The 17,251-nt window shown below is 34.9% G+C and carries 17 protein-coding genes and 1 pseudogene; 1 reads left to right on the forward strand and 17 read right to left on the reverse strand.

Annotation, left to right across the window (positions count from 1 at the left end):
* Window positions 1-47: 47 nt before the first annotated feature.
* The 6 genes from CWM22_07740 to CWM22_07765 all read right to left on the reverse strand — a co-directional run bounded on the left by CWM22_07740 (window position 48) and on the right by CWM22_07765 (window position 5,280).
* Complete coding sequence (locus CWM22_07740) at window positions 48-2,549, reverse strand: histidine triad protein (GenBank protein AUC91790.1); 2,502 nt, start codon at window positions 2,547-2,549, stop codon at window positions 48-50.
* 229 nt (window positions 2,550-2,778) lie between these two features.
* Entirely contained in the window at window positions 2,779-3,138 is a 360-nt protein-coding gene (locus CWM22_07745; GenBank protein ID AUC91791.1) for a 50S ribosomal protein L20, read from the reverse strand.
* Window positions 3,139-3,187: 49 nt separating this feature from the next.
* Window positions 3,188-3,388 carry a 50S ribosomal protein L35 gene (locus CWM22_07750; protein ID AUC91792.1) on the reverse strand — a complete coding sequence of 67 codons (201 nt, stop codon included), beginning with the start codon at window positions 3,386-3,388 and terminating at the stop codon, window positions 3,188-3,190.
* A 26-nt stretch (window positions 3,389-3,414) separates the two neighbouring features.
* Window positions 3,415-3,921, reverse strand: coding sequence for a translation initiation factor IF-3 (locus CWM22_07755; GenBank protein AUC91793.1), 507 nt, complete (start codon window positions 3,919-3,921; stop codon window positions 3,415-3,417).
* 195 nt (window positions 3,922-4,116) lie between these two features.
* Window positions 4,117-4,794, reverse strand: coding sequence for a (d)CMP kinase (locus tag CWM22_07760; protein AUC91794.1), 678 nt, complete (start codon window positions 4,792-4,794; stop codon window positions 4,117-4,119).
* Between the two features lie 9 nt (window positions 4,795-4,803).
* Entirely contained in the window at window positions 4,804-5,280 is a 477-nt protein-coding gene (locus CWM22_07765; GenBank protein AUC91795.1) for a LysM domain-containing protein, read from the reverse strand.
* 50 nt (window positions 5,281-5,330) lie between these two features.
* On the opposite strand from CWM22_07765, the gene CWM22_07770 reads away from it, so the two are divergent.
* Window positions 5,331-5,525, forward strand: a complete 195-nt coding sequence (locus CWM22_07770; protein AUC91796.1) for a ferredoxin — start codon at window positions 5,331-5,333, stop codon at window positions 5,523-5,525.
* A gap of 5 nt (window positions 5,526-5,530) precedes the next feature.
* Here CWM22_07770 and CWM22_07775 read toward each other — a convergent pair.
* The 11 genes and pseudogenes from CWM22_07775 to CWM22_07825 form a co-directional block, all read right to left on the reverse strand.
* Window positions 5,531-6,001 (reverse strand): annotated as a pseudogene (locus tag CWM22_07775) (hypothetical protein).
* Window positions 6,002-6,180: 179 nt separating this feature from the next.
* On the reverse strand, window positions 6,181-7,296 hold the full coding sequence (locus CWM22_07780) for a glycerophosphodiester phosphodiesterase (protein ID AUC91797.1): 1,116 nt from the start codon (window positions 7,294-7,296) through the stop codon (window positions 6,181-6,183).
* A 104-nt stretch (window positions 7,297-7,400) separates the two neighbouring features.
* The gene (locus CWM22_07785; GenBank protein AUC91798.1) at window positions 7,401-8,189 is read right to left on the reverse strand and encodes a glycosyl transferase; all 789 of its coding nucleotides are present in this window, start codon (window positions 8,187-8,189) and stop codon (window positions 7,401-7,403) included.
* Window positions 8,179-8,535 carry a DUF2304 domain-containing protein gene (locus CWM22_07790; protein AUC91799.1) on the reverse strand — a complete coding sequence of 119 codons (357 nt, stop codon included), beginning with the start codon at window positions 8,533-8,535 and terminating at the stop codon, window positions 8,179-8,181. The genes CWM22_07785 and CWM22_07790 overlap by 11 nt, the downstream gene beginning before the upstream one ends.
* Window positions 8,535-9,251 (reverse strand): glycosyl transferase family 2, encoded by a 717-nt coding sequence (locus CWM22_07795; GenBank protein AUC91800.1) that lies wholly within the window; start codon window positions 9,249-9,251, stop codon window positions 8,535-8,537. The genes CWM22_07790 and CWM22_07795 overlap by 1 nt, the downstream gene beginning before the upstream one ends.
* A gap of 104 nt (window positions 9,252-9,355) precedes the next feature.
* Window positions 9,356-10,609 (reverse strand): glycosyl transferase family 1, encoded by a 1,254-nt coding sequence (locus CWM22_07800; protein AUC91801.1) that lies wholly within the window; start codon window positions 10,607-10,609, stop codon window positions 9,356-9,358.
* Entirely contained in the window at window positions 10,609-12,669 is a 2,061-nt protein-coding gene (locus CWM22_07805; GenBank protein AUC91802.1) for a glycosyl transferase, read from the reverse strand. The genes CWM22_07800 and CWM22_07805 overlap by 1 nt, the downstream gene beginning before the upstream one ends.
* 9 nt (window positions 12,670-12,678) lie before the next feature.
* Complete coding sequence (locus CWM22_07810) at window positions 12,679-13,659, reverse strand: glycosyltransferase family 2 protein (protein ID AUC91803.1); 981 nt, start codon at window positions 13,657-13,659, stop codon at window positions 12,679-12,681.
* Between the two features lie 2 nt (window positions 13,660-13,661).
* Complete coding sequence (locus CWM22_07815) at window positions 13,662-14,651, reverse strand: glycosyltransferase family 8 protein (GenBank protein ID AUC91804.1); 990 nt, start codon at window positions 14,649-14,651, stop codon at window positions 13,662-13,664.
* A 22-nt stretch (window positions 14,652-14,673) separates the two neighbouring features.
* The gene (locus tag CWM22_07820) at window positions 14,674-15,981 is read right to left on the reverse strand and encodes a hypothetical protein (GenBank protein AUC91805.1); all 1,308 of its coding nucleotides are present in this window, start codon (window positions 15,979-15,981) and stop codon (window positions 14,674-14,676) included.
* On the reverse strand, window positions 15,978-17,237 hold the full coding sequence (locus tag CWM22_07825) for an exopolysaccharide biosynthesis protein (GenBank protein AUC91806.1): 1,260 nt from the start codon (window positions 17,235-17,237) through the stop codon (window positions 15,978-15,980). Before CWM22_07825 ends, CWM22_07820 begins: the two co-directional genes overlap by 4 nt.
* Window positions 17,238-17,251 lie beyond the last annotated feature (14 nt).

The raw sequence follows: 17,251 nt of genomic DNA on the forward strand, positions 1-17,251 counted from the left end.
TTCGAAGAGTATTAGACCACTATTTCAAATCACTCATCTCTATTGCATCAAGGAAATATAGAATCCTCACTAGACTCTTCCCCTGCTGATGGATTCTTAGGGACATCTATGGGTGCAACAGTACTACTTTCTGTTGCTTTTGTATCTTCTGTTGTAGTTTCAATGTCTGTTACAGTTTCTACTTCTGAACTAGGTGTCAACAAATCATCTAACCAGCCGTCTGCATCCTCTTCTCCATTAGGGACATCTGGAGTATTCGGCAATGGATTTCCAGGCAACCAAGTATCACCTGGCTCAACTGTCCCATCTTTGCTATCACTTTCAACTTTATCGAAATGAATATCGTAGGTAGTATCTTCCAAAATAGGTGTGTCCCATGCTACATTTGGAATAACAGGTTTTGTATAATCTCGTTTATAACCTGTATCACTCTTCAAAGATGGCGGAAAAATTCCAGCTTGGTTCAATGTTAACCCTTTTCTAACAAGGTAAACAACTGTTTTACTAGTTCCCAAATGGGTCTGAAGTTGACCGCCGTCACCTGCTCGAAATGCAAGAGCTACATAATTCTTTGGATCATGCCAATAGTAATTTGGATGTCTACTTGGATCATTGATGTCCGTTGGATTATCCGTATTTTCGGCAATATATGGTCCTATACGAGGAGCTGTTGTCCCAAATGCTGCCAAGCTCGTTGTGGCACTAACATAATCTGTATCTTTTTCTCCACCGGTAATAACTGTCCTAAACTCGATGAATTCATAATCTTTACTTGGAACCGGTTCTGGTACAACAAGCCCCTGCTCCTTAGCTTGTTTCCAAGTTAAGTCAGATTTCACAAAGTATATGAACCCTGCTCGAATCTCACCATTTAATTTTAAACGACCATTAGCTATCGCACTATATTTAACAGGTACATAGTCTGATAGATCAATATTTGAAACATCATCACTTGGAGTGTAAATATTTTTTGTCGGCTTACGATAAACATTATCAAAATCAGCATAAAAACTCTGATGTTCTCTTGCCATCTTGCCAGACTTTGGCAAAGTAGCATTCCAACCGTTAAAGACGCGTCCCTTTTGTTGAAGGGTCTGCGGATAGGCGATGTTCAAATCCTCCCAATTTAAATCTTTACGAACCAAATAATAGACTCTCTTCGTTTTTTTACCATTAACGACAAAATCACCAAAATCACTATTTGTACTGAATGTTACCAGAATGAAATTTTTAATATCCTGAAGCCCTTCTGGATGATACTTTTGATGGACACCATTACGTGTTAAATTTTCTGTTGAACCTTCTGTATAAAAAGGCCCATATACTGATTGTTTCTCAATAGCAAGATTTACCGTTTCGGTCTTAACATCACGCTCAGGATCATCTGGCAAGCTAGGATCAATTTTATAAACGTGCGCATGGTCCCCATGGCGTACACTCATATAGTTCCCATCAATTGTAATGTCCTCACGTTTTACTTTAAAACGCTCCATGTACTGTTTAATGAGACGTTCTTTTCTCTGTTCAAGAGTTTCTCCATCCTTTTGCTTAAGAATACGATCCTCCGGACTTTCAAACGGCTTCCTTGTATCAATTTCCTTTAATAAAACAATATGTGTGTGATCGCCATGCGGATATTCTAATCCAATTTGACCGTCAACAATGACTTTCTTAAGACGTGATGGCTCTAAATTCAGTTCTTTTGCTAAGTAGTCCAATTTGGTTTGATACTCAGTATTATCTACCTCAGGTTGTGACTTCTTATCCGATTCAACACTTGGTTTGTACTGGTTCACAAGATAAGACCATTTACTCTTTTTCAATGTTTCAAAATGAATAAGATGCAAATGTTTCCCATGCCTTACTAGAATCCCAGTTTCCGTTACACCGCTGATATTTTGCCCATCAAACAAGAAACCATCACTCGTTTGAAAATCAATCCCCGGAATCCCTTCCTGTCGATGAACAATAGGAAGAGTTGGCGATTGACGACTATCAGAGGTCAATTGTCTGTGTGTCGTGCCACCTAAGCTTGATTTTAAAATATAGTGATAATGATCCCCATGCCGAACAGTATAGCCATTGGCATCCTCTGCGACAATATCTTTAGGATCAAAAACGTATTCATCTTCGGTCTGTTTCGATCCTGACGATAATTGACTTCTACTTCTATTAGGTTGTGAAGAATGTGTTTTTTCTTGATAGTTCTCAGGAATTAAATAAGCCCATTTTGTATTCTTTAAATCTGAATAAAAGAAAAAGTGCTTATGATCGCCATGATTAACAATAATTCCTAAATCAGTTTTTTCCTCAATTTGTGACTCATCAGTGAGTAAAAATCCATCATCTGTCGCTTTATCAATCCCTGGAACTTCCTTTTTCGAATCTGAAGGAATCTCTTTTGATTGCTTTGATTGCGATGTTTCTATGCTTGTTATTTTTTGATGGCTCGATTGCTCTTTATAATTAGACACTTGATAGGTTACCAATGCTACAGCACAAATAAGCGATACTCCTGCTACATAAAGCAAAGTCTTACCTTGTTTCATATCACTGTTTCTCTCCTTACTTACTATTATATTTATATTATTGACATGATAAATGGATTCTACCCTTGTAGAATGCCATCGCCATATCCATTTACTTCATAAAATAAAATTTGTCGCCTTTTTAATTTACTGGTTAAGTATATCATTCATATTGAAATTTAGCAAGCCATGAGCGAATTAAAACAAAAAAAGAGCTTGGCACACAGACCAAACTCTTTATTTTATATATTTATTTAGCAAGCTTTGCTTTAGCAGCATCTGCAAGAGCTGTGAAAGCTGCTGCATCGTTTACTGCCAAGTCAGCAAGCATTTTGCGGTTTACTTCGATTTCTGCCAATTTCAAACCGTGCATCAATTGTGAGTATGACAAACCGTTCATGCGAGCAGCCGCGTTGATACGAGTGATCCACAATTTACGGAAATCACGTTTCTTCTGACGGCGGTCACGGTATGCATAGTAGTAAGAGTTCATTACTTGTTCTTTCGCAGTGCGGAACAAGAGATGTTTAGCTCCATAGTAACCTTTAGCTAATTTTAAAATACGTTTACGGCGTTTACGAGAAACAACGCCACCTTTAACACGTGCCATTTAATTTTCCTCCAAATAATTCAAATAATAAGTAGTGCTATATCAGTGCTTAGCGCATTTGAGTAAGCATTGACTTGATACGCTTGAAGTCACCAGCATGTACCATACCTGCTTTACGAAGGTGACGACGTTGTTTTTTAGTTTTACCGTGGAAACGGTGTGAAGTATAAGCGCGGAAGCGTTTCAATCCACCAGAACCTGTACGTTTGAAACGTTTAGCTGATGCGCGGTGAGTTTTTTGTTTTGGCATGTTAATTCTCCTTTTGCTTAAAAAGCTTATTTTTTATCTGAAGCTGGGGCCAATTGCATAAACATTTGACGTCCGTCCATCTTAGCGCGTTGTTCGATAATGGCAATATCTTGGGTTGCTTCAGCGAACTCAGCTAATACTTTCGCTCCAACTTCTTTGTGGGTAATCATACGACCCTTGAAACGGATCGAAACCTTAACCTTATTTCCTTTTTCAAGGAATTTACGGGCATGACGAAGTTTTGTCTCGAAGTCCCCTTTATCAATAACTGGACTTAGACGCACTTCTTTTACAGTGACAACACTTTGTTTTTTGCGTTGTTCTTTCTGTTTCTTCTGATATTCAAATTTGAACTTACCGTAGTCCATAATTTTCGCTACTGGTGGTTTAGCTTGCGGTTGAATCAATACTAAATCCACGTTGGCGCTATCAGCAATGGCCTGAGCCTCATTGAGCGGTTTGATTCCCAACTGTTCACCCTCAAGACCGATAAGACGAACTTCACGCACTCGAATTTCATCATTGATGAACAAATCTTGCTTTGCTATGGCTTTTCACCTCATTTTATATTTTTCGAGAAAAACGAAACGGACTTGCTAAACAAGTCCGCACTACACCATTATTCTTTCCGAAGAAATCTTAATCCGTAGAGCCAGACAACGTTAGTCGCAAGGCGAGAAGCTCTCACTTCTGCTTTTCTCAATATGACTATTCTAACATGTCTAAAACTACTTGTCAAGAATTTCTTTCGCTTTTTCGGAAATAAATTTCACTACACCTTCGATGGATACTCCTGTTGTATCAAATGTGATGGCATCGTCAGCAGCTTTCAAAGGTGAAACCTCCCGAGTACTGTCTTTCAGGTCACGAGCTGCAATCTCCTCTTTCAAGATTTCCAAGTCTGTCTCGATGCCACGTTCCGTATTTTCCTTAAAACGACGCATGGCACGCTCTTCCACTGAAGCAATCAGGAAAATCTTGAGTTCTGCCTGTGGTAAAACAACTGTTCCAATATCGCGACCATCCATGACAATACCACCAGCCTGGGCAATTTCCTGTTGCAGTCGTACCAATTCTTCCCGTACTAGAGGAAGTGCTGCTACTGCCGATACATTATTTGTAACTTGGTTATCACGAATTGGTAAAGTGACATCTTCATCACCCACAAAAACTAATTGTTGGCCATTTTCATCACGCCCAAATCGAATAGGATACTGAGCAAGCAAGGCCACGATTCTATTTTGATCTGTGACCTCTATGCCGTTTGTCAAGGCTAGATAGGTAGCCGAGCGATACATAGCTCCTGTATCTAAGTAAGTATATCCAAAATTTTTAGCAATAATTTTAGCAACCGTTGACTTTCCACTTGAAGCTGGACCGTCAATTGCAATTTGAATTGATTTCATAACCCCTCTTTATCTAATACGGACTACATCACCTGGATGCGCAAGCCAAGACCCTGTGGTCATTTTCTCTGGATTTAATCGCTCTAACTCAGCAATTGAAATCCCGCCACGTGCGGCTAATTGTCCAACACCTTCACCTGCTTGAACAGTAAGGGTAGAGCCATCCGTAGCTTCTGCTAGACTGGAACTTGTTTCTGTTTCTGTCGTGTCAGTCGAAGTAGATTCTTGTGTCTCAGCAGCCGATGAAGAGCTCTCTGCTACGACTGTTGTAGTGCTTGGGGTATAAAATTCTTTTGTTGAATCTGTTTTACTACCGCCACCGATTGAGAGATAGACAGCCATAATTCCAATAATCAGTACGATAACAAAGAAAATAATTGCCAAGACTGTAAATACTGTTGTACTTGCTACTCCCTTGTTTAGACGTTCTTTTCGACTAACTGTTTCTGTTTGATAAACTTCTTCATTCCATGGCTCTTGTGACATTATCGAGAAAACTCCTTGTATTTTTATTAAAATATGATTACAATACTAATATGAAAATAAAACTTATTCCTGAACGGTGCATTGCCTGCGGGCTCTGCCAAACTTATTCATCTATATTCGATTATGATGACGACGGTATCGTTGTTTTTTCAGACGACTCACAATTTGAGAAAACGATTGAACCCAATCCAGATATTCTCAAAGCCATCAAATCCTGTCCTACAAAAGCCATTTCAGCGGATTGATTTGGCTTTTTTGCATAATACTCTTCAAAATAATCCTGTTTTATTAAATGGTCTATTAATTCAATCTCACCCTTGAAGCAATTATGAATAGCTAAATGGTTAATAAAGTATTTTTTCGGCCATTTGCGCATGTGATACACCTGCCCATTGGGAAATTCTTGTGAAAATATGCGAATGGCTAGATAAGAAACTTCAATTTTTTCTATGGTAGCAATTTCAATTTTCTGTACTGCAAAAGGATTAGCCGAAGCAATCCGTAAATGCTTTTCTTTTATCTCGAAATAGCGATGTAAGCCAAGCACTACTAATACAGCAAAGAGAGAGAGAAGTAAGATAAATAATCTTGAAACTCTCAACTTTTCCAATAAAAGTGTCATACCAATGAAAATAGGCGTGAAGGTAAGTGACCAGTAAATAATGGCCCATGATAAATCCGGTTGCCAATGGTAACGAATTTTACCAAAAATTTTGATCATATCGGACCTCCATCTATTATTCTAGCACAAAAATAGAGATTTTCCTATGAAAACCTCTATCTTTTGAAATTTTTATTACATTTACATGACAATATTAGTTTGTTTGTAAAACTTCTGAAATGCTTTTGAAATATTTTTTGATGATATGATTAAAATAGTGCCATCAGTAATAATAAAGATTACCTCAAACTCGATAATCTCTCCATATCACTTGGTAATAATAGACCGGTATAAAAACCATCAATTCCAAGCGCAGAGTATTTCGTCAATTCATCATATGTGTGAATGGTATGGGTATAGATTTTTTTATCTAAAGCATGAAGGTTATTAAAAAATTCTGAATTAAAATATCCACCATGATTCAAAGGAATAGTAACCACTTTAATAGATGGATTATTAGCCACAAATTCAATAACCTGTTCCGGACTATCGGGCGAGGCATATAGCGTGTAGATAACATTCGAGAAATCATAAACTTTTTTTAGGGTAGTATACATCGTTTGATTGTAAATTTGTGGGATAATACGACTTAGTAATTCAGGGCTTCGTTTCATTGCTTCATTATAAATTTCAGTAAGCTGATGGATTACCTCTTCTTCTGAAACTTCAAAAGATTTAGTATCCGTCACTAAGAACATATCCTTATTAATCAGCATTTGATCTAACACATCACCAATAAGCATCGTTGTAAAACGTGAATCAGTGACTGGTGATCCAAAAGTTTGAAAATTTTTCCATTCATCTGAGCTCAAAGCTACACCATTCATATAGCCGAATTGGTCCCAATCGTGGACAGCTGCCATCTTCCCATCACTAGTTAAATAGAAATCCATTTCAAATACTCGGTGACCCATAGAATAGTTTTGTTGTAACGCTTCTAAAGAGTTCGTATAAAAAGTATTGTAGGACTTTTCACGATAAGTACCACCAGCATGAGCAATAAGATTTGGAAATTTTTCTATCCACTGATGTTGTGAAAATTCAATATTTTGAACATCCACAAAAATTCCATTAAGAGAGACTTGCAAATTGAATATTTCCTCAATCTTATCTGCTGACAGATAGTCCATCCATAAAAAATGCTGAATATTATTGCTAATATCAAATTGATAACCTGCTTTTGTCACTCTGTTTTTATCTGTATCAATCAGCAAGGAGTATGATAAATCACCGATTTTTTTCTCATACTGCCCAGCAGAAGTTTTTTTAAATGATTGTTTTTCTAAAACCGTATTCAATGGAATATAACCGTCTCGCAACAAAGAAAAATGCTTGTAGCCAACCAGTAAACACATGAATAAAGATACATTTATTAATATATATATATATATATATATATATATATATATTAACGAAGCGACAACGTGTTCGTTTGCGAGTTCGTGTATTTCCTTCTATTTTATTTCTCCCCATTGTTTCCTCCATTCGTTTCTTGACTCTTAACATAGTATCTCAAGAGAAATTTGGCAATAAACTCTGGCCAGAACAACAAATACATTTCATAGTCTTCTTGTGTACGAATATTGTTTTCAATGCTATTTGTCGTCTCAGATTCCTCATGGATACGATGATACATCAAACTCTCATCTACAAAGGTAAAGCTCCCATTTTTTTGTGCAATCTGATACCAAGCAAACCAATCAAGAGAAACTTTCATTTCTTCATTAAACTTGAAATCATTCAGTTTCTTCAAATTATAGGTCACAGCTGGACAAGAAATTGGATTACCAAAGGCTAAAACCCTATTCCGCCAAAACTTCCATTTGGGAAACATGGCCATTGTCCGTAACATGAGTTGCTTGATTTTCAAATTTGAAGTTAGGGCAATGACCTCACCCTCTTTCACTTCCTGGTAATCTGAATAAGCAATCAACGTTTCCTCTGTCATCTGAGACATTATTTTTTCACAATAGTCTGGTAAATAAATATCATCTTGATGAGCAATTGTAGCATAAGGGGTTGTTACAAAAGAGAGTGCCAAATTCCAATCTTTTCCAATACCTCCTCCTTGTGCGGTATGCATTACGATTGCATTCTTTTGGCAAATTTGTTCTATATATTCACTCGGAGTACTAGTGTATAGGATAAGTTGTGATTGAAGTGTTTGCTGCTTTAACGAATGGATGCATTCTTCTAGATACTTACTATCTCCATAAGCACAGATAACAAAGGTATGATTATTCTGCATCAGATTCCTCCAACTCAGATATTCTTTTTTTAGTCATTGATACTTCTTGAATTAAATTTTTAATCTGCTGCTTTTGTTGAGATAAAGCCATACTATGCAAAAATCCAATCACCAAGAGAACAAAGATTGCCACAGATAACAAGAAATTGGAAGTCAGACCAAACCCGAATAAGTAAGCCAGTTTAATAGGAATAACATCAAAGAGCGCAAAAACAATCAGTCCGAAGCCAATAACAATCCACATAAAGGCATGTTCGAATAAGATCTTATTTTTATTAATATTCCTAAAAATAAAATACAAAAAAACTAGTGAGGCAAGAAACATAGCTAATGCTTGTATGGTCATTATTCTCCCTCCTTCATTAATGATGCAATCAAGATTGATGAACAAACCTCAACCATATAACGAATTGATTTTAGAGGTGTTATGGATGAAACCCCTCCCGCTCTTTCAAACATATTTGCCGGTGCTTCTACTACTTGGAAATTTTGCTTTAGTAAATGAACAGTTGATTCCGGTTCCGGATATTTAATTGGGTATCGTTTTGCAAATTGTGCAATCACTTTTCTATTTCCCAAACGATAACCTGATGTAGTATCCCAAATTCGGTTTCCAGTTGTTAATTTAATCATATTTGAAATAACACCTATTCCAAAACGCCTCATAAAGCTAGTTTGAAATTCCGACAAAGTATCACCAACAAAGCGTGAGCCAATCACCATATCAGCCTGACCAACTACGATTGGCTGAATTAAGCTATTTAATGAACGAATGTCATGCTGACCATCACCATCAAATTGAACTGCTACATCATAGTCATTGTCCAAGGCATATTTATATCCCGTCTGAACAGCTCCACCAATGCCTAAATTTTGTACTAGGTGAACAGCATTTAATTTATTTTGAATCAAAATTTCTTTCGTGTGATCTGTTGAGCCATCATTAATGACAACATAATCCAATTGGAAATTCACACTATTTCTATAATCTATAATTCCCTGAACAGTTTGAAGGATACTTTCTTCTTCATTGTAGGCAGGGATAATCATTAATACTTTCATTTTTTCTCTCTAAAACTAGAATTCTATATAACTTTTTAGATTCTACTTACTCATTTGAAGAAACTATAATAATACATGTTTTAACATAGGTATCCTATTATCCATCAAAGTCGAAGTTTATGTCTGATTTTTGTCGCCATATTGCTAATCAATCTTGCATAACGCTCCAATCTTGTTGGACGCATATTTAAAGTCAGTAACTCTTTTATGTGACTTAAATTTGTATTTTGGTGTCCAGTATATTCTAAGTGATTGATGCCGTCCAGTATTTCTTTATAGGCAACTTCCGGTGTATATAGAGTACGTAAACGTTCCACATCAAGCCGAGCCCTATCTGAAAAATTTCTAAAGGATTCAATCACTTGCTCTAACTTAGTCACCAACTCTTCTATATCGCCCAATTTATAAATTTGACCTGCTGAGAATATTTCAAATGCCGTCAAATGTCCCAAATTATCTGATAGAATTACTGGAAGCCCTCTTAAGATTGCTTCAACATAGACTAAGCCAAAAGTTTCCATAGATGAAGGGAAAACACAGATATCTCTATCAGTTACTTCTTCCCAAGGATTATCTAAGTTACCTAAAAATTTAACATTTTTCTGTAATTTATTTTCATGGATATATTCATCACAAATAGCTTTGTATTTACTATCCCATCCTCCAATAAAAACCAATTCAATATCTAATCTATTTAGTGTCTTATATGCTTTTATTAGTTCTAGTTGATTTTTTCCTTCTGTTAATCGACCAACAGAAACAATTCTAACTTGATTGCCTTTTTTTAAAACTTTTGTTTCTTGCTCAGTATAAGAAATAAACGAATGGACTTTCTTATTAAATAGTGGTGTTAAAAAATTATTTAACTCTCCAGTCACACTAAATAATTCTGAAGAATACTCTTCTATGAAGTCAATTTTATCAGCATAATAGGCAAACTCATTTTTAGGAAATTCATGAATTAGCCAGAAATGGGGAACCTTTTGACATGAGGCAGCAATTGCTCCTTGAAAAACATTAACAGTATTTGAAATAACCAAGTCTATCTCATTTTGCTCAATAATTTCAGCTATGTCTTGAACATTCTGGCGATAGTAGCTTGTAGCCTCTTCTCTATTAAGGATTTCTCCACCTGGTGCATCCGGCCACCACCACTTAATAGTTGGCAAATAGTAATTCTTAACCCCTACCATTTTATAAAGTTGCTCATGCTTATCTTGTGGTTCCCCTCCTATTGCATGAGTAACATTTATAACTGTGTGTCCCAGTTGAATAAGGTACTTCATTAGATAATAAATAGACTTCTCCGCACCATTATCCATACTAGTCGTAGGAGAAATAAACAAAATACGTTTCATTAGACTAACTCTTCTTTCAAAAAATCATTAATTCTATTTGTTGTAGTGCAATGATTCATTACAAACTCAAAAGCATTTTTTGCTATTTGTTCTCTCAAGTCTTGTTCAAGAATCAATCTCTCCAATTTACTTTCCCATTCGTTATCATCTGCTAGAACTCCAGTCACTCCATCTTGAATCATCTCTTCAAATGCTCCAAGATTACTTGCGACTGTCACAACTTTAACTGCTGCCGCTTCTATCCATTTAATTTCCGACTTTGCTTCATTAAAGGTTGTGGTTACAAGCGGCGCCAAGTTAATATCAACTTGTGAAATTAAAATTGGAAGCTTTCTCCAATCAACATACTCATGACTCACAATCTGTTTTTTGAATTTTTGGAATGGTTTCGGAATGTCTAAATATCCTACTATATGTAATTCCACTTGCGGGTACTTTTGAAGTAGATGTAGCAATGCTTGACTAATTAAATTAAAATTTTCGTTGTGTGTAATTGACCCTGAGAAATATCCTATTTTAACTTTATTGTCGTTCGAATTTTTCTTAACTTGTAAACTACGCTCAACTAATTCTTTAGACATGACGTTGCGATTCAAAATAACCTTGTTTTTATATTGTTCGAGCTCGTCTTTCAATTTCGAAGTTGATGTGATAGCATAGTCGCAGAGAGAAAGCATTTTTTTGTAAGCTAAAACACTTGTATCGTAGCCTTTTTTCTCTCTCTTGCTCAAACCTTGGGTAAATTCAAGTTCATCTGTAAATTTTGTATCAAAAACCAAATCATCAATATCAAAATAAACAGGTCTGTTCTTTATGTGTGCCGCCCTACATATTTCTTTCAGCATATCATTGAATGGAGCACGATAAATAATAATATGACTAGCAAACTGTGCATCCTGAAGTTGTACAAGAGAATTATTTATCACTCGGACTGTATAACCAAGTTCTCTCAATTGCTCAGCCTTATTTAACACACGATAACGTGTACATTGTGGAATAATATTTTCAACACCATCAATAATCAAAATATAAGATTGATTTTCTCTAGTTTTAAAATCTTCTAATATAGAAGACACCACTTCAATCGGATAATCTGTTTCCTTAGCAATATACTCCATCAAATCTGGAATCTCAGATTCTCTCTCTAAACCATGCCAAAAATATTGTTCTCTGTCATAATTTCTAAAGGCCGAATACTTAACTAATGGACAACCTTGCTTTAATAATTTAAGCGGATGAATATACAATGCACTATCTTTCGTGTCTTTAATCAATGCGTCATACTTAAAGCCTCGATCATGAAAATATTTTGCAAACACAGTTTCATGTTTTCCAATTGCCTTATTACGAGAATCCGTATCAGAGAGCTTTTCCCAATAATCATAAAATCCTTCATACCTAAGCAAGCTATTTTCAATAACAACAAAATATGATTGTAAGTGCTTAGGAATTTTACCATAAGGGTTATAACCAGTAAAGTCTAGTTGCTCCTCACCCATGGAAATTCCCCAAAAGTCTAGCTGATCGGAATTAACCTCAGAGAAAACCTCTTCTAAATCTCTAAAAGGACCAATATTCGTATCATTAACCAAGATGAGCTGATTATACTGTTGTAACGCCTCTTTTCCAGTATGTATTATCCCGTGTCGGAAAGCCGCAACGTCATAGCCCTCATTATCTCTTTCCAAAACCTTACCAAATTGTGCTAAACGATTTATATCAGCCTGTGGAAGTTTACCATTTACAACAATTAAAACATCTCGAGAAATTTTAGCCAATGCCTCTAAAAAAATTACTTTATAGTCCTGTAAAGACGATTGATGTTCATAAATTGTGTAAATCAAGTAACGATTTTTGATATCTGAATAATTATTTCTACGTTGCTTATCACGTTGCAAAGCTAGTAGAGTTCGCTTTATATATTTTGGAATTCTCCAGAAAAACTTTGCAATATTTTTGGTAAGCTCTAATATATAAAACAATAGCTTGTATTTACCTGATAAGATAAATAATCGCGTTGTGAAATTTCTAATCCACCTTTTCACAGTGTTACCAATCACTTTCTATTATTATCTACTTTTATAAATTTTCAAAAGTTTGTTTTGAATAAATGTTGATACATATATCCCCAGAACTCTGGTCATTAAACCTGAGATTCTAAACGAAACAAGTTCTACCCTCTGTGAATATTTTAGCAAATATCTAAATTTTTTCACAAACATTTTTATATCAGAATTATTCAGATATGGAAATACAAATGGCAAGATGGAAATATAAGAATTTGATAAATAAATCAAAAGTGCTTCTTGTTTCTCATTCGATAGTTGTTTAAAATTCTTTAAATTTTCTTCAATTCCTCTAAAGGCATGATAGACTTTTTTTTGTGTAATTTTGTTAGTAAAACTTCCATCTCTATTTTGTCTATACATATAATTAGAATTTTCAATGACACAACAACAAGTTATTATTTTTAATAGGTCTGCACACCAAATACCATCTTCGTACATTAACCCATCCGGAAACATCAAAGAATCTGCAAATAGTTCTCTGTGGACACACTTGTTCCAAACAGGAGCAATCAATGCGCCTGTTTCTACAAGTAGAACAGAATCAGTAATAACTTCATGTCTAGGTAATTTTTGAGGGAAATCACGAACTCTTATATCAGCATTACCATACCAGTATGAAAATGGATAAATTACTGCATCTACCACTTCCTCGTGAGAATTTAGTTCTTCATTGATTTCATCTAAAAAATACACATCAGTCCAAAAATCATCACCATCTAGAAATAAAATATAATCACCACTAGCATTTTTTATTCCTGTATTTCTCGCAATTGATTGCCCACCATTAGTTTGGTGAAATACCTTCACCCTATCATCTTTAGCTGCTAATTTATCGCATATATTGGAGGTTATACCATCTGTAGAACCGTCATCTACCAACAATATTTCAAATTCTTCATAAGTCTGATTCAGTACACTATACACACATTCTTCCAGATAATCAGCAACATTGTACGCTGGGATAATAACGGAAAACTTCACACCTAGACTCCTTTTTGTAATCTAATTTTCCTATATTTCATGAATACAGGAATTAAGACTGTAATAATTTTATAGCGCAACATAGGAAAAGGCTTCATAATCATGTTAAAAAGATTAAAGCAGAAAAAGTAAAACTGCCAACCACTCTCAAATTGAGTACCTCTCCATGGCGTCTGATTTAATGCAGAAACATAGTCTTCTCTAAATCGATGTTTATTTCCGATTCTCCATGGACGTTCTTCACCTAAAAAATGAACAATACGTGGTTGCTTACGAATTTTTACAAATTCTTCTTTTGAAATAAACGTTGAAGGCCTACTTAATTTTTCCAACGTACGATATGGATAAACATCAAAAATATTAAAATAATTATAAGTGATTGAGAGTGTTTTTATCTCTTCTTTCAATGCTCCATTCAGTGCATCTTGATCATTAGCAAAAAGCTCTCCATTTTTTTCTTTATAATAATCAAAAATAATTGTTCCTATACTTTTTGAACGCCACCGTTTCAAATCGATTAGAAGAACTCCCGCATTATGATATGTATACGTACCCAAATTTAAGCCTTCTCTTCTCTCAGACGAAGCTGTCGGTTCTGGGCACATTCCAAGGACTTTCCCCTCCAAATCTACTTCCCATAGCTCCCGAATATTTTCTAAAACTAAAGTATCTCCATCTAAATAGATGATTCTATCAACTTCTTCGGGCAGTAATTTATCTACAAGTAATCTTGCAAGTACAACCGAAGCCCAACCATTTGTGTCAACTTCAAAATCAAAATATGATTCCAAGTTTTCCAATTCAACGATTGTCAATTTATTTCCTCCGTCGGTAACAAATTGATTAAGTTTTTCTTTATTCTGTTGACTTATACCATCTGAGAAAAGATAAAAATGGCATGTATCGTCTTCGTTTAATGTTCGCATGATTGAGCCCATACAAGCTGCAACTTGCGGGACAAAAGCATCATTCAATGTAAATAATATATTCACGTTTCCCTCTTCCACTATCTTCTTACAACCAATAATAATCTACTATCAAAAATAGATACATGATAAAGTTAATGACTACTGTGCCAGTGATCCACCGTATCAAATACTTCTGTTTTACCGATACACTTACCTGCTCTTTTAACATTAAACATGCCGGAAATAGATAGACTAAAAACGGAGTAAAGTATCTTCCTTGTGCCCCTTGAGAAATCATTGCATTTGGCCCAATAGCTGTCGGTGTCCATGCAAAATACATGCCCGCTACAATGATAGCTACCTGAACAGGGAGTACAAATAACGACGCAAGACCTTCTGTTTTACTTATCTTTAAATTTCCATCATTAAATAATAATAACGTAAAAATGAAAATATCTATGAAAATTAACCAGAGAGGTAGTTGAGTGACAAACCAGCCAAAATAACCAAAAATACCAACTGTTAAAATACCATTAAGATGATCGTTTCTGTTATTGATAAATAAACTGTTTATCATCACTTTCACAAAGTGCACGACACCACCTCTGTTATGTAGAAATAGATAGCTAACAAGTAAAACTAGTCCAAACCCCAAAATAAGAATTGGTAATCTTCTCTTTTGAATCCATTTTAAAATCGAATTAAACTTAGATAAGATGCCTTCAAATTCGAAATCAACAAAAAACAATAGTGCCAAAAGTAAAATATTATTTGCTTTTGTTAAATATAGTAGCAAGGCTAGTAATATTAAGTTAATAAATTTCCTGGTGGTCAGTACCTTGTCTACCAATAAGTTAACATAAAAAACAAAAAATGCAACAACAGCCAGATAGTTCACCACATCATAAGACAGTGAGCCAGCCTGCTGAATCATCATAGGTAAAAGTGAGACAAAAAACAGGGTCATCTTCCCATACTTTATTTTTTTTATCAAATAGTAGATACCTATAATATAGACTATTGTATTAAAAAGGCGCCCTATAGTGACCATCATACCATATGACGGATAAATCAATTTACCTACAACTAGACCAATTAGCTGAGGTGTACTCATTAACGATTTCAGAGAAAAATCGATAGATAATTTGTCCTTTGAAAAATCACGAATTTTGGTAAAAAGGCTTGAATATTCTGTAGAATCAACTGCATGAATCTCCGGTTCTGAATACGCAAAATCTGCTGCCCGTAATTCATTCATTGCCTCAGTATCTCTACTTGTCGGAGAATCAAATAATATATTCCACGACATAAAAGCATGTGTTGCTTCATCAGGAACCTTTGTCACAGGCATAACAAATATTGAAATCAACAAAAAGGGGATTGCTAACCTTAAAAATAATTTTTCTATCTTCATTCTTGTACTTCCCAATTCAAATGTTTTTGCAATTTTAGATATATTACGAAAGAAATTAAAAACCAAGTCCACATCGAACTAACAAAAGCAATAGCTGCCCCCAATATTCCATAATATTCTACCAGTGGATTAGAAATCAATATGGATAATAAACAAGAAATTGCAAATGAAATTACGAGATACTTTTGCTTCCTCAAAACAGTAAGTATGTTATCACAAATGGTTGCAAAGGTACTCGCAATTCCCCCAAGCATTGTTATAATAAAGCTGAGCCAATATTTATTAAGATTCGTTCCGTAGAGAATATTTAATGCTGGAATCCCCAATACTATTCCCCCAACCAAAACTAACACAGCCAATCCGACAACCATTTTAACGATACGCTTCTGATATTGTTTAAATTGATTATAGTTCCCAGCTCTTCTATATATAGCCAACTGAGTTATCATGGGTCTAAACAAAATCAACAAAATATTCATTGAAAAAACAGGCATAAATAAAATATTAAAATCTCTTTGAACACCTGTTCCTATAACACCTCTCTCAAAAAAAGTATTGAGAGCATATTTAGGTTGATTATAGATAGTAACAAGTAAAAATGCATTAATAAATAACGGTAAGCATTCTGACAATATATTTTTAATGGCTTTCAAATTAATTTCTTCTTTGATAATCCTCGTAAATTGAACCAAATTCGGAACATCAAAAAAGAAAACAAATAAATATGAACTAATTACTAAATAGATTAATGAAAGTAGTAGGTTGTTAGTCATAAACAAACCAATTCCAAATGTCAAAATCACAATAGAATTTCTCAAAAAAAGTGATTTACCTGCAATATCTAGCCGAGAATTTTGTTGGAACAATCCTTGAAAAACGTCCGACAGAGCATCACTTCCGCGATACAAACAGATTAGGAAAATACAAACAGATTTTTGAAATTCATATTTAGACAGAAAAATATAGCTTAAGGCAAGTAATAGCATAATAGTGATTGTTATAAGCCTTGTTGCAAGATACTGGCTAAACGAAAACTTTTTCGAAACATCAGTAGCTTGATAATCTCTTACCTGAAAACTAGCAATTATTACAAAAAGATTTGCTACTGCATAAGCAAAACTAAAAATATCAGCCTCTAATTCCGTCAACAAACGTGTTACTAGTAACAATAAAAATATTGATATTGCTGCTGAAGAAATACTCCCTAATAAATTCCAAATAAATATTGTTTTTGGTGATACTATTTTGCTCTTCACACTATCTTCCCCTT

Source organism: Streptococcus suis (assembly GCA_002831545.1).
GTDB lineage: Bacteria > Bacillota > Bacilli > Lactobacillales > Streptococcaceae > Streptococcus > Streptococcus suis_P.